The organism is Paraburkholderia sp. RL17-381-BIF-C (assembly GCF_046026435.1).
Classification (GTDB): Bacteria; Pseudomonadota; Gammaproteobacteria; order Burkholderiales; family Burkholderiaceae; genus Paraburkholderia.
The window spans coordinates 136615-149302 of sequence record NZ_JARESX010000002.1; the positions used below are offsets into that span (position 1 = coordinate 136615).

At 61.2% G+C, this 12688-nt stretch carries 14 protein-coding genes; 8 read left to right on the forward strand and 6 right to left on the reverse strand.

The window, feature by feature from the left end:
* The first annotated feature begins 178 nt into the window (after window positions 1-178).
* A complete protein-coding gene (locus tag P0D70_RS02140) occupies window positions 179-1003 on the forward strand; it encodes a spermine/spermidine synthase domain-containing protein (RefSeq protein ID WP_091802591.1) in 825 nt (274 codons plus the stop codon).
* 87 nt (window positions 1004-1090) lie between these two features.
* Here P0D70_RS02140 and P0D70_RS02145 read toward each other — a convergent pair whose 3' ends face one another.
* The 5 genes from P0D70_RS02145 to P0D70_RS02165 form a co-directional block, all read right to left on the reverse strand.
* Entirely contained in the window at window positions 1091-1288 is a 198-nt protein-coding gene (locus P0D70_RS02145; RefSeq protein ID WP_091802594.1) for a ribbon-helix-helix protein, read from the reverse strand.
* A 174-nt stretch (window positions 1289-1462) separates the two neighbouring features.
* The gene (locus P0D70_RS02150; protein ID WP_091802597.1) at window positions 1463-2236 is read right to left on the reverse strand and encodes a spermine/spermidine synthase domain-containing protein; all 774 of its coding nucleotides are present in this window, start codon (window positions 2234-2236) and stop codon (window positions 1463-1465) included.
* Between the two features lie 70 nt (window positions 2237-2306).
* The gene (locus tag P0D70_RS02155; protein ID WP_095422938.1) at window positions 2307-2570 is read right to left on the reverse strand and encodes an HPr family phosphocarrier protein; all 264 of its coding nucleotides are present in this window, start codon (window positions 2568-2570) and stop codon (window positions 2307-2309) included.
* A 65-nt stretch (window positions 2571-2635) separates the two neighbouring features.
* Window positions 2636-3082, reverse strand: a complete 447-nt coding sequence (locus tag P0D70_RS02160) for a hypothetical protein (protein ID WP_408182093.1) — start codon at window positions 3080-3082, stop codon at window positions 2636-2638.
* A 225-nt stretch (window positions 3083-3307) separates the two neighbouring features.
* Complete coding sequence (locus P0D70_RS02165; RefSeq protein WP_286162082.1) at window positions 3308-3433, reverse strand: hypothetical protein; 126 nt, start codon at window positions 3431-3433, stop codon at window positions 3308-3310.
* Between the two features lie 268 nt (window positions 3434-3701).
* On the opposite strand from P0D70_RS02165, the gene P0D70_RS02170 reads away from it, so the two are divergent.
* From P0D70_RS02170 to P0D70_RS02200, 7 genes are read left to right on the forward strand one after another with little or no spacing between them, the layout of a single operon-like run.
* A complete protein-coding gene (locus P0D70_RS02170; RefSeq protein WP_408182097.1) occupies window positions 3702-4535 on the forward strand; it encodes a fused MFS/spermidine synthase in 834 nt (277 codons plus the stop codon).
* Window positions 4536-4555: 20 nt separating this feature from the next.
* Window positions 4556-6565, forward strand: a complete 2010-nt coding sequence (hyfB, locus tag P0D70_RS02175; RefSeq protein ID WP_408182100.1) for a hydrogenase 4 subunit B — start codon at window positions 4556-4558, stop codon at window positions 6563-6565.
* A complete protein-coding gene (locus P0D70_RS02180) occupies window positions 6562-7512 on the forward strand; it encodes a respiratory chain complex I subunit 1 family protein (protein WP_408182102.1) in 951 nt (316 codons plus the stop codon). Before hyfB ends, P0D70_RS02180 begins: the two co-directional genes overlap by 4 nt.
* Entirely contained in the window at window positions 7513-8172 is a 660-nt protein-coding gene (locus tag P0D70_RS02185) for a formate hydrogenlyase (protein ID WP_091802611.1), read from the forward strand.
* Window positions 8165-9625, forward strand: a complete 1461-nt coding sequence (locus P0D70_RS02190; protein ID WP_408182105.1) for a hydrogenase 4 subunit F — start codon at window positions 8165-8167, stop codon at window positions 9623-9625. The genes P0D70_RS02185 and P0D70_RS02190 overlap by 8 nt, the downstream gene beginning before the upstream one ends.
* A gap of 3 nt (window positions 9626-9628) precedes the next feature.
* Window positions 9629-11191 carry a hydrogenase large subunit gene (locus P0D70_RS02195; protein WP_408182108.1) on the forward strand — a complete coding sequence of 521 codons (1563 nt, stop codon included), beginning with the start codon at window positions 9629-9631 and terminating at the stop codon, window positions 11189-11191.
* Entirely contained in the window at window positions 11191-11718 is a 528-nt protein-coding gene (locus P0D70_RS02200; RefSeq protein ID WP_408182111.1) for an NADH-quinone oxidoreductase subunit B family protein, read from the forward strand. The genes P0D70_RS02195 and P0D70_RS02200 overlap by 1 nt, the downstream gene beginning before the upstream one ends.
* A 457-nt stretch (window positions 11719-12175) precedes the next feature.
* Here the strand turns inward: P0D70_RS02200 and P0D70_RS02205 are convergent, their stop codons facing one another.
* Window positions 12176-12670 (reverse strand): universal stress protein, encoded by a 495-nt coding sequence (locus tag P0D70_RS02205; RefSeq protein WP_408182371.1) that lies wholly within the window; start codon window positions 12668-12670, stop codon window positions 12176-12178.
* Window positions 12671-12688: the final 18 nt, after the last annotated feature.

Sequence of the window (12688 nt, forward strand, 5' to 3'; positions counted from 1 at the left end):
TGCCCACGCCCCGTCACACAGTGGCGGCCGAAATGACTGACGTGATAATATCATTATCATAATCTGCAAATCTGGTTAGCCGTGTGACATGATTGCCGGCCGAGCGGAAGCGGAGCGAAGGCGCTCCCGGTTATCACGAGGCTGAAGAGCCAGACTTACACGCTGCCCAGGCAACTGCATGGATCATTCGCACGCGTCCTTCAACGCCTACATGAAATTTCTTGCCGAGCCGCCAGCGGACGGTACGCCCGTTGTACTGGAAACAGCCAATGCGCTGTCGCTGCACTTCGACTTGCTGGCCACGCAGAGCTTCATGTCCCGGCGCGATCCGCACAAGCTGGTGCTCGGCTATACCCGGACAATGATGGGATTTCTTTTGCTGAAGCCCACGCCCAGCAGAATCTCGATGGTCGGCCTGGGCGGAGGGTCGCTGGCCAAGTTCTGTTACCGGCACCTTCCGGACACACGAATAGTGGCCATCGAAATCGACCCCGCAGTGATCGCGCTGCGCGACACATTCCATATTCCGCCGGATGACGAGCGATTCGAGGTGATCTGTGCGGACGGGGCGGGATACGTCAAAGGCGGCGACGCGCGCCCTGAGGTGATTCTCGTAGATGGCTTTCTGGCACACGGCATGCCCGCGCAGTTGGGTAACGCGGCGTTTTACTCGGCGTGCCACGCGCGACTTACGGACGATGGAGTGCTCGTCGCCAATTTCGTCGAGGACGATCCGCTTATTCCCCATTATCTGGAAGAGGCGCGCTCGGCGTTTGGTGACTCGCTCTCCATTTTTATGGCAGAGGACAGTTGCAACTACACGATGTTTGCATGGAAAGGCGCGTCGAAGCTTCCGTCCCGGGATGCGCTACTCGCACGTGCACGCACCCTTGCAACGATACATCCGCTGAACCTGCTCGCGACCGCGCGTCGACTGAAGCAAGGCACGAGCCTCGCCATGAATTGGAGATCTGAACAGAATCGGGAGTTGGGCGAGCGCTGACAGCAATTGTGGTGCAGCCGCCACCCGCTTGCAACGAAGCGCAGCGACGCTGAAGGATCGGGATGGGGACTTGAAAACCGCCTTGATTCAGGCAGTTTTGCGGCGCGGACGCGCACCAATAGCGCTCTTTGTCTTGTAGCTGACGCCGTGCTGCTCAAGGTAATCGCGGATCAATTGCCGAACCACCTGTGAGGGCGTCAGGTCCTGCGCTGAGCACAGTTTCTCGAACGCTTCCTTCTTCACAGGATCGATTAAAATCGTGAGCCGAGCGCTTTTCGTTTCCATGACGGGCAGAGTCCAGATATGTTAATTTGATTATAATACATGGCTGCTCCCGAGTCATCCTGGCGCCGCCCTCGCTGGCGCGTCCTCCCGTCGCCTTCCTGCCGCGAGCGCACACTTGCTCGATCTGTCCGGTCCGTAGAGATGAAACCGTCCGCAGATAGCGGACACCTTCACTCAAGCCGTCCGTCCATATCGGCTCCAGTTAAATTTTTTGCCGTATTCAATGCGCGTGGCCGTGGCGTGGAGATTGACCGCGTGCCGCGCCTGAAGCGCGCGCGCCCGCTCAAGCATTGCTGTGAATGATGGAAGTCCGCCCGCTCCTTTCCACGCAAAAACGGTGACGTTGTGCTCACTACCTTCAGACGGCGCCAGAGCAACCGCGCCGGCAAACACCTCCCAGAGCGCGCGGAGGTAGCGGTGGAAGTCGGGTTCGTCCGTCACCAGATTGGCCACCAGCACGCCATCGTCGCTCAGTCTGCGCCGACAGGCCTCGTAGAACGCGCTACTGCCCAACCTGGCCGGCAGGCCGTCGGCATTGAAGCCATCGACCAACAGCACGTCGGGCCGGTGACCCGGCACGGCGACGTACTGCGCACCATCTGCGCAGACCACTGTGAAACGCCCATCGTCGCGCGGCACGTGAAAATGGTCACGCAGCGCGATGACATCCGGATTGATTTCGATCGCGGTGATGGCGGTGTCCGGCAAATGGCGATAGCAGTATTTCGCCAGTGAACCGCCTCCCAGACCGATCATTGAAATACGGCATGGAGACGGCCGGAACAACAGAAAGCCCATCATGGTCCGCGTATAGCCCAGTGCGAGAGCATAGGGATCGTGCCGCAACATCGTGCTCTGGACGCCGCGCGCGTCGAAGTACAACGACACCACCTGGTCGTTTTCAATCACCAATGGCTTGTTCGGGTTTCTCTTTCCTGTCTTGAGCATGATCGGGGGCGAATCGTGGCGTGGTCGGTTGGCGAGTGCGTGTCGAGTGGGGTGCCCTGCCTGAAGCGGGTCAGGAAGACACCTGCGCATGCAGAACCGCCGACAGGGCATCCATCGCGGCGCTTTCGTCGGGCCCCGTAATCAGGATGCGTACGAGCGTGCCTCGCCTCACCCGAAGGGACATGACGGACATGACGTCCTTGGCGTTAACGGACCGGCCGTTCGCCATGCAGACGATATCGCTGCCAAACCGGGCAGCACTCACCGCGAGCCTCGCCGATTCGTGCCCGTTCAGCCCCCACCGGCCATTTATCTGAATCAATGCCTCGACCAACCCACTCCCCTTTGCACGTAAATCGTCACAGCCGACGCCCCCGCCCGGACATAGCCACACAGCACTCAATGCATGGAACTTGCGGCCCTCTGCGCAAGGAAAGCGCGTAATTCCCGGTCCCATTCGTCATCCCGCACCGCAATGTCGACCGTGCCGAGTCGCTTCATATCCCGATCCAGATGAACCGCCCGAAGCGATTTTGGACGCAGTGGAGCACGAAAGAACTTCCCGTCGTCGTCCAGAAACAGACAGGGCCGCTGCCGGTATCGCGCCCCGAAAAGCGAGGTTGTGTCGTGGACATGGCGGGCCGATTCCTTCTGATAGACGAAGATGACATTGATCCCGCAGTCTTCCAGGCTGTCGCAGATGTCGGAGAACCGGTACAGCATCTGAAATCCCCGCTCGCCCGCCCTGCCTACACCAATGACAATCAGTCCGTGACGGCCCATCAGGTCTCGCAAGAACCGGTGCGTGTAGTCATGGGACAAAAGCGAAATACTCGTGTCAATCACGTCGATCTCCCCTCAAACGCAGCGCCCCGTCCGCACGATCCCCGCATTCAGGCTCGCAAACACAAAGGGCGTGCCGGTCAATAACCAGCATTATCATTGTAGCGCACTCTAATGATGATCTTATTATCATAATATGTGCGTCCGCGTCAGGCAGACCGTTTCCATCCTGATGGCGGCTTCGGGCGCGGCGAGCGGGGCGTCACGAAGCCGCAGCCAGCTATTGCGCTAGCGGTCGAGCCAATAGATCCGTCCGCGCAGATCGTCGATCAGCGGCACGATCGCCAGCGCGATCAACAGTGCCGCGAGTGGAAATAGTCTGCTGGCATCAGGTATCGACTCCTGTGTTTGCATGCATCGAGCCGCGCCGGCGTATGCAGGAGCCGGTGCGGCAAGCTGCTTCTGAAATTCCATGCGTTATGTGAGGCTCGCGCCGTCAATGCCCCGGAAGGACGCGGCGCCGCTTTTCCGCGGATGTCGCCGGAGCGGCATCGGTGGAACCATCTCAACAAAGCTGCTACGATGATAATGACATTATCATAAACTGGTAACCCGATGCACCTTACGGCCTGGCAGATTCAACGCACGCACCCGGCCCGGGCAGTTTCCGGAGACGATTGATTTGTCGGCCAATCACCATCACTTCAGGCAGGCGCTGGCGGAACTGTTGAATGGCCCGCCCGGAAATCCCGTGCCCGTGGTAAGCGACGGGTTGCGCACACGGTCGCTGCGCTTCGGTCCATTGGGCATACAAAGCTCGATGGAGAAGCGCGACCCGTTCGAGCTCGACCTCCCGTACACACGGGCCATGATGACCTTCGGGCTCTTCCACCACGCCCCACGAGACATCCTGATCGTGGGGCTGGGCGGAGGATCGTTGTCGAAATACTGCTTCCAGAAGTTTCCGTCGGCGCGGGTCACTACGGTCGAAATCGACGCGAATGTGATCGCGTTGCGTGAATTTTTTTTCGTCCCGCCCGATTCGGAAAGATTCCACATCGTGCATGCCGACGCGGCCGCGTATCTTTCACACCGGACGGGCATTGCCGACGTGATCCTGCTCGACGGCTTCGACGCAACGGGTCTGCCCGCTGCCCTGTCCAGCCAGTCGTTTTACGATTCCTGCCGTGCGGCGCTGCGCGACAATGGAGTTCTCGTGTCAAACCTGCTGAACAATGACGCCCGGCTCGCCACGCACCTCGCCCGGATGCGCCGGGCGTGCGACGCAAACCTGCTCCGCACCACGGCGCAGTGCGGGGCAAACGTCATCGCCGTCGGCTTCAAGCGGAGAACCGTGCCGGGGTGGGACGACCTCCATGCCCGCGCGAAGGTCTTGACGACATCGCTGGGTCTCGACCTGTGTCGCCACGTCAAACGAATGGAACATCATCACCGGGCGGAGTCTGATTCGGAGTACCCTTCGTCCGGCGAGCCTGCCGTCGAACACGACATCTGACAGCCCCGGAGACAACGGCGATGGAACACCTGCTGGTCATCCACTACGTGCTGCTGGTCGTCGCGGGCTGGCTGATCGTCAGCGTTCTGGGACTCGCCAGCCTGCGACGGACACGGGTGGTTGCGCACGGGCTGTTTCCGGTCGGCGCAGTGTTTGGCCTGGCTCTGTTCGGGCTGGGCCTGACCGGCGTTTTCGCCGGTCCTCAGGAAATCATCCTGCCGCTCGGGTTGCCCGACCTCCCCTTTCATCTTCGGCTCGATGGACTGTCGGCGTATTTCCTGGCTGTGCTCGGCGTGGTAAGCACGGGCGTCAGCGCGTTCTCCGCCGGTTATTTCCGCAAGGGTGAAGGCACACCGCCCGGCTTACTCTGCTTCGAATATCACGTGTGCCTCGCGAGCATGGCGACACTGTTACTCGCGGACGACGCGTACAGCTTCATGGTCGCATGGGAAACGATGACCGTGTCGGCAGTCTTTCTTGTCATGACCAATCACCGCATCGCGGAGATCCGTCGAGCCGCTTACCTCTACTTCCTGATCTCCCATGTCGGCGCGCTGGCGCTCCTGTTGTGTTTCGGCCTGCTGCAAGCCAATACCGGCGACTATACGTTTGCCAACATGCGCGAACAGCACCTCGACGTATTCTGGGCCTCCGCCGCATTCCTGCTGGCGCTATTCGGCTTCGGCGCAAAGGCGGGTGTCTTCCCCTTGCATGTGTGGCTACCCGAAGCCCATCCGGCTGCGCCGTCACCCGTGTCCGCCCTCATGAGCGGCTTTATCCTGAAGGCGGGTCTGTACGGCATTCTGCGCACGGTGTTCGACTTGCTGCATGTCCAGTTGTGGTGGTGGGGAGTCTTCGTGCTGGCGCTCGGACTCTTCACCGCCCTGTTCGGCGTCGTGTTCAGCGCGATCCAGACAGACATGAAACGGCTGCTCGCGTATTCGTCGATCGACAACATCGGGCTGATGTTCGTCAGCATGGGACTGGCGATCCTGTTTCGCGCGTACGGCATGAACAGTCTCGCCGCGCTCTCGTTGACTGCGCTGTTCTACCAGATCGCCAGCCACGCAACGTTCAAAAGCCTGCTGTTTCTCGGCACGGGTTCCGTGCTGCATGCCACCGGCGAACGCAATCTCGGCCGTCTGGGCGGATTGATCCGCGTGATGCCGTGGACCGCATGGGCGGCGCTCGTGGGCGCATTTGCGAGCGCCGGACTGCCGCCGTTGGGCGGGTTCGTCTCCGAATGGCTGTTGCTGCAGAGCTTTCTGTTCACGCCGGGCTTGCCGAACCCGTTCCTGAATATGGTGGTGCCGCTGGTCGCGGCGCTGATCGCGCTCGTGGCCGCGCTGGCAGGCTATACGATGGTGAAGTTCTTCGGCATCGTCTTTCTGGGTCAACCGAGAGAGGCGAAGCTGGCGCAAGCGCGCGACGCGAGCCGTTGGGAGCGCATCGGCTTCGTCTGGCTGGCGGCGATATGTGTATTGCTCGGGCTGCTGCCGGTGCAGTTCGTGGCCGTGCTGGACCGCGTCACCCGGACGCTGGTGGGAACCGGCATCGGCGAGGCCGTCGCGCGCAATGGCTGGCTGCTGCTCGCGCCCACCAGCGTAGACCGGGCCAGCTATATGCCGGCTGTTTTTCTGCTGTTCTTCTGCGCGTGCTGCGCGCTCGCCTGGTTACTGGTCCGCCGTCTCTACCACGGACGCCTGAGGCGCGCGGCGCCGTGGGCCTGCGGCTATCCGTTCGTGACCGCGCGGATGCAGGACACCGCGGAAGGGTTCGGGCAACCCATCCGCGAAATTTTCACGCCGCTATTCAAGATCGAGCGTCGGCTTCCTTCGCCGTTCGACCAACACCCGGAGTACAGCGTCACCGTGACGGATCGCGCGTGGAGCCTGATCTATGCTCCGCTGGAACGGCTGATCATGCGCATCGCGGCATTGGCCGGACGGCTTCAGACCGGCCGCATTGCCATGTATCTGATGCATAGCTTCATTGTGCTGATCGTGCTGCTGATGCTGGTGAGACGATGATCACGCTTTCCGGACTGATTTCGCAGGGGCTCGAAATCCTGCTCGCACTCGCGGCCGCTCCGCTGCTCACGGGCTGGGTCAACATGTGCCGCGCCCGCTTACAAAACCGCCGCGCGCCGAGCATCTGGCAGCCTTACCGGATGCTTCACAAGCTGTTCAACAAGGAGTCAGTGGTCGCTAGCCATGCAAGCCCGATATTCCGTGGCGCGCCTTATGTTGTCTGGGCGTGCATGACGCTCGCCTGCGCGATCGTGCCGACGCTCTCGACCGACCTGCCGCTCTCGCCTGCCGCGGACGCAATCGCGCTGGTCGGCCTCTTCGCGCTGGCACGTGTGACGCTTTCGCTGGCCGCTATGGATATCGGCACCGCGTTCGGCACGCTCGGCGCGCGCCGCGAGATGCTGGTGGGTTTCCTCGCCGAGCCCGCCTTGCTGATGGTCCTGTTCTCGGCATCGCTCATCACGCAGTCCACCTTGCTGACCAGCATCGTCGCCACGCTCAGTCACCGCGAACTGGCAATCTATCCGAGCCTTGCTTTCGCGGGCATCGCGTTCACGATGGTGTCGCTCGCCGAGAACGCGCGTCTGCCGGTCGATAACCCGACTACCCATCTCGAACTCACGATGATCCACGAGGCGTTGATCCTCGAATATTCGGGCCGGCATCTCGCTCTGATGGAATGGGCCGCGAGTCTCAAGCTGTTCGCGTACTCCTGCATCGGCGTTGCCCTGTTCATTCCGTGGGGCATTGCCGAAGCCGGCAATCCGACTGCGCTGCTGTTCGCCATCCCCGCGCTCTTCGTCAAGCTTCTGGTGGGCGGCGCTGTGCTCGCGATAGTCGAGACGAGCAACGCGAAGATGCGCATTTTCCGCGTCCCTGAGTTTCTCGCCACGGCCTTCCTGCTGGCCGTCATCGGGATGCTCGTTCATTTTCTGCTGGGGGCATGAATGCACGGATTCGCCACGCAGATCATCAACTTTCTGGCCGCCATCCTGCTGCTATTGTCGTTTGCGATGTTGAGCCAGCGCCGGATCCTGTCACTGATCCACCTCTACACGCTGCAGGGCCTGACGCTCGTATCCGCCAACCTGGTGCTCGGATACGTGACCGCCGACTCGCACCTCTACATTTCCGCGATGCTGACCCTCGTGCTCAAGGTCGGCCTGATCCCCTGGATTCTCTACAAGCTCGTGCAGCGGCTCAATGTCAGGACGGATGTCGAACCGCTCCTCAATATTCCCGCCACACTGCTGGTGGGCATCGTGCTCGTGATCATCGCGTTCAATGTCGCCTCGCCGATCAGCCAGCTCGCCTCGTCGGTCGCCCGCGGCACGCTCGGCATTGCGCTCGCCTGCGTGCTGCTGTCGTTCATGATGATGATCACGCGTGCCAAGGCGATTCCTCAGGTGATCGGCTTCCTGTCGATGGAAAACGGCCTGTTTTTCGCCGCGGCCGCAGCCACTAACGGTATGCCGATGATCGTCGAACTCGGCATTGGACTCGATGTGCTGGTGGGCAGCCTGATCCTCGGCGTGTTCATGTTCCAGATCCGGGAGCAGTTCGACAGTCTGGACATTCATCACCTGGAAAAACTCAAGGATGACTGAAGCCTGGGTACTGCTGCTGGTTTTCGGGATCCCGCTTTTCGCGGGCGCATGTCTGGCGCTCGTGGGACAACACCGTGTCGCGGCGGAACTCAACGTCGGGTTCAGTTTCCTCACATTCGCGGCCGCCGCGCTGCTTGCCGTGCAAACCGTGGCACACGGGCCTGCGTTCGCGCTGGGCAAACTGTTCTTCGTCGATCCGCTCAATGTGTTCCTCGTCGCCCTGACGGCTTTTGTCGGCTGGACCACTTCGATCTTTTCGAGGCCGTACATGCGCATCGAGCGGGACCGGGGCAAGATGACCGGCCCTCGCATGCGCCTCTACCACAGCATGTACCAGCTGTTCATCTTTGCGATGCTGCTCGCACTGCTCACCAACAACATGGGCATTCTGTGGGTCGCCATGGAAGCCGCCACGCTCGCGACCGTGCTGCTGGTCAGCGTATATCGCACCGCGGCCAGCCTCGAAGCCGCGTGGAAGTACTTCATCCTGTGCGGTGTCGGCATCGCACAGGCGCTGTTCGGCACGATCCTGCTCTATCTTGCCGCGAGCCGGCAACTCGGCGGCGACGAGGCACTGCTCTGGACCAGTCTGAATGCGGTCAAGGGCAGTCTCGACCCGACCATCATTTCGCTCGCGTTCGTGTTCCTGCTGATCGGCTACGGCACCAAGGTCGGCCTCGTGCCGATGCACAACTGGCTGCCCGACGCGCATGCCGAAGGCCCCACGCCGATTTCCGCCGTGCTGTCCGGCCTGCTGCTCAATGTTGCACTCTATGCCGTGCTGCGCTGCAAGGTGCTGGCCGATGGCGCACTCCATAATGGCCTGCCGGGAAACCTGCTGGTTGGCTTCGGATTGGTCTCGGTGCTGGTCGCCACCTTTTCGCTGTTCCGGCAAAAGGACGTCAAGCGGCTTTTTTCGTATTCGTCGATCGAGCACATGGGTCTGATGACGTTCGCCTTCGGACTCGGCGGCCCCGTTGCGACCTTTGCGGGTCTGCTCCACATGACGGTGCATTCGTTGGTGAAGTCGGCCATCTTCTTTACCGTGGGGCATGCGGCCCAGAAGGCTGGTACCCAGGCGATCGACGACATCCGAGGTTTGTTGCGTGTGAGCCCAACCGTCGGCTGGGGCATGATGCTCGGCGCGCTCGCGATCCTCGGCATGCCGCCATTCGGCGTCTTCGCGAGTGAGTTCCTGATCCTGACCACCGCGATGAGCAAGCTGCCGTGGGCCACGCCCTTCCTGTTGCTCGCGCTTGCTGTAGCCTTCGCGGCTATCTTCGTGCGCGTGCAAGGCATGGTGTTCGGCGACACGACGGCCAAAGTTCTTGAACACCCACCGGCGTTGCTGCCCGTGTTCGTCCATCTCGGCGTCGGGTTGATGCTGGGAGTCTACATTCCGCCCTATCTTGCAACGTGGTATCGGCAGGCGGCGGCCATGATCGTGGGGTGACACATGCGCATTGAGGCATTCGGGTTTTCCGACCTGGTTCGCCTGTCCGTGTTTGCGGGCAGGTCCTCGGCTTTTCTCGCACGTGTCGATTTTGATGCGTGGACCCGCACCGCCGGCACCGTGCGCGAGACGGGTGGCCGTCTGATCTCCCTGTGGGGTGCAGAAGAGACTCCGGGCACATTCACGATCTCTGTCGCATACGCGCTGGAAGACGGCATCTTGTGGCTTAAGTTGCCGGTAGGCGACGGGCATGGGGGCAGCGACGGATACCCGGATATATCGGCGCTCTTTCCGTGCGCGACACGCATGCAACGGGCCGTCTACGATCTGGTCGGGCTGCGCGCGATCGGCGCCGACGATACGCGGCCGTGGCTGAATCACGGCAACTGGCCTGCCGATTACTTCCCGTTGCAGAAATTGTCTTCCGGGACCGAGCAGTTTCAGATCCAGGAAGCGGACTATCCGTTCGTCCATGTCGATGGTGACGGTGTCCACGAGATTGCCGTCGGTCCGATTCACGCCGGCGTCATCGAGCCCGGACACTTCCGCTTCTCGGTCGTCGGCGAAAAGGTGTTGCGCCTCGAGGAACGGCTGGGCTATGCGCACCGGGGAATCGAGCGGCTATTCGAACACATGCCCGCGCTCGACGGACACCGTCTCGCAGGACGCATCGCCGGAGACACCACGGTCGCCTTTACGTGGGCCTATTGTATGGCGGTCGAGCGCGCGTTGAATGGACGGATTCCGCCACGCGCGCAGTGGCTGCGTGCGCTATTGCTCGAGCGCGAGCGCATTGCCAATCACCTAGGCGATCTTGGCGCGCTCGGCAACGACGCGGGGTTCGCGTATGGTCTCTCGCTGTTCTCCCGTCTGAAGGAGGACTGGTTACGCCTGAACAATCTGGCTTTCGGGCATCGCTATCTGATGGACCGGATCGTTCCCGGGGGCTTGTCAACGGACCTCGATGCGCGCTTCGTCAGCTCGATGCTGACGCAGTGCGATCAGATCGACACACAAGTCCGCGTCATGCAGCGCATCTACGAGGATCAATCGGGACTGCAGGATCGCTTTGCAGGTACGGGCATACTTTCCGCAAAATTGGCGGAGCACTTCGGTGTGTGCGGGCCGGTCGGACGTGCGAGCGGCCGGAAAATCGACGTGCGTATTGATCACCCTTACGCGCCCTACCACGAGGTTCAGGTGCGGATGGTCAGCGATGACCGGGGCGATGTGGCAGCCCGGACCGCCGTCAGGTTCAACGAAATCTACGAGTCCACTCGGTTGATCCGGACCCTCCTCGCCGATCTGCCTGGTGGCGACATCATTTCCCGGGTCGAATACAGTGGCTCGCCATCCTGCGGGGTCGGTTGGATCGAAGGCTGGCGGGGTGATGTATTCATCGCACTCGCGACCGGGGCAGACGGAACCATTTCGCGCTGTCACTGCCATGACCCGTCGTGGCAGAACTGGCCGGCCCTGGAGCACGCGATCATCGGCAATATCGTTCCGGATTTCCCGCTGATCAACAAGTCGTTCAATCTGAACTACGCGGGACACGACCTGTAATGTGGCAACTTCTCAAACAGATCGCGACAACCGGCACACCGACTCAACGCCTGCCCGAGGGCGATGACGCATGGCGGTCCGAAGGCCACCGTATCCAGCAGGAAATACTCGACGTGCTGGGTCGGGCGCTATGCATTCGCGAGATTGATGCGGGCTCCTGCAACGGCTGCGAACTGGAAATCCATGCGCTCAACAATCCGTACTACAACATCGAAGGTCTGGGTATCAAGTTCGTCGCGAGTCCCCGTCACGCCGACTTGCTGCTCGTCACTGGCCCGCTGACACTGAACATGAAGGAAGCAGTGCTGCGGGCCTACGAGGCAACGCCGCATCCGAAGCTGGTCGTCGCAGTTGGCGAGTGCGCCTGCACCGGAGGCATGTTCAAGGAAAGCTACGCCGTGTGCGGACCGCTCTCGAAGCTTTTTCCTGTCGACGTCACGGTGCCGGGTTGTCCGCCGCCCCCCATCGATATCCTGAGAGGCATTCTCGCCGCGCTTCGTGTGAAACGTACGATGCTCAAGCCATGATCACCAGCCGTGACATACGCCGCAGACAGTGTTCCTGGTTGAGGGTTCCGCGCGGGAACCAAGTGTGATGACGACTCCAGTACGCCACACTGATGTTTATAAGGACCGTGGAACGGCAGTCGAAGCTCGCACCCGGTGCGCTCTTGCGTAGGGCCGGCCATACCGAAGAAGTAACTTCAGATCCAGCGTTGGCATGGTCAAGCGTCTTGACCCAGTGGGGCTCCTGCGCGATCTTTCTGGTAATTGTCGCGGTGTGGGGGCTGGGCAGCGCACGTGCCGACTGAATCCCGAACCTGCGCAGCGCGTCAGTCGACGTTTCCCGCGCATGGGTGAAAACCTGAAGTCCACAGTCACCGTAACCGGCCATTGCAGCGGTTCAGGCTATGGGGAAAACACGCACCGGGAAGGCTGCGACCAAGGCACGGGCTACGATGTTCGTCCGGAGCGGAGAAGGCTTTTATTCAGACGGCTGCCTGCTGGATTCCACAACATGGCCCGCACCGGTCTGCGTCGGCTCCCGGACGACGAGGACCGGGATCCGACAGTGCGTCAGCACCTTCAGGGTCTCACTGCCGAGCAATAAGGCACGCATGCCGCCTCGGCCGTGGGATGCCATGACAATGAGATCACAGCTTCGTTGCGCTGCCACGCTGATAATCGCCTCATACGGGTGAGCGTGGTTTCTGGTAACTGTATCGCACTCGACACCGGCCTGGGTAGCCGCTTTTGTGACGGCCAGCAGATAGTTATCCGCATGCTGTCGGGTAACCTGAATGACCCGATCCTCCGTGTCGGCGATCATTTCGGTGCCATACGCGAGGACATGGAATTCCGGAATGACATGGAGCCCGGTGATCTTTGCGCCGCTTTCCGTGGCAAGCGTCACCGCCATCTGGATAGCAGCGTCAGAAAGTGTCGAACCATCGGTTGGCACCAGCACATGCTTGAACATACGTTTCTCCCAGCGGCC

Bases quoted from the DNA above. Each gene is read 5' to 3' on its own strand.
- P0D70_RS02140 (WP_091802591.1), top strand. From the start codon at position 179: ATGGATCATTCGCACGCGTCCTTCAACGCCTACATGAAATTTCTTGCC.
- P0D70_RS02180 (WP_408182102.1), top strand. From the start codon at position 6,562: ATGATCACGCTTTCCGGACTGATTTCGCAGGGGCTCGAAATCCTGCTC.
- P0D70_RS02190 (WP_408182105.1), top strand. From the start codon at position 8,165: ATGACTGAAGCCTGGGTACTGCTGCTGGTTTTCGGGATCCCGCTTTTC.
- P0D70_RS02200 (WP_408182111.1), top strand. From the start codon at position 11,191: ATGTGGCAACTTCTCAAACAGATCGCGACAACCGGCACACCGACTCAA.
- P0D70_RS02195 (WP_408182108.1), top strand. From the start codon at position 9,629: ATGCGCATTGAGGCATTCGGGTTTTCCGACCTGGTTCGCCTGTCCGTG.
- P0D70_RS02165 (WP_286162082.1), bottom strand. From the start codon at position 3,433: ATGCAAACACAGGAGTCGATACCTGATGCCAGCAGACTATTTCCACTC.
- P0D70_RS02150 (WP_091802597.1), bottom strand. From the start codon at position 2,236: ATGCTCAAGACAGGAAAGAGAAACCCGAACAAGCCATTGGTGATTGAA.
- P0D70_RS02205 (WP_408182371.1), bottom strand. From the start codon at position 12,670: ATGTTCAAGCATGTGCTGGTGCCAACCGATGGTTCGACACTTTCTGAC.
- P0D70_RS02145 (WP_091802594.1), bottom strand. From the start codon at position 1,288: ATGGAAACGAAAAGCGCTCGGCTCACGATTTTAATCGATCCTGTGAAG.
- P0D70_RS02185 (WP_091802611.1), top strand. From the start codon at position 7,513: ATGCACGGATTCGCCACGCAGATCATCAACTTTCTGGCCGCCATCCTG.
- hyfB (WP_408182100.1), top strand. From the start codon at position 4,556: ATGGAACACCTGCTGGTCATCCACTACGTGCTGCTGGTCGTCGCGGGC.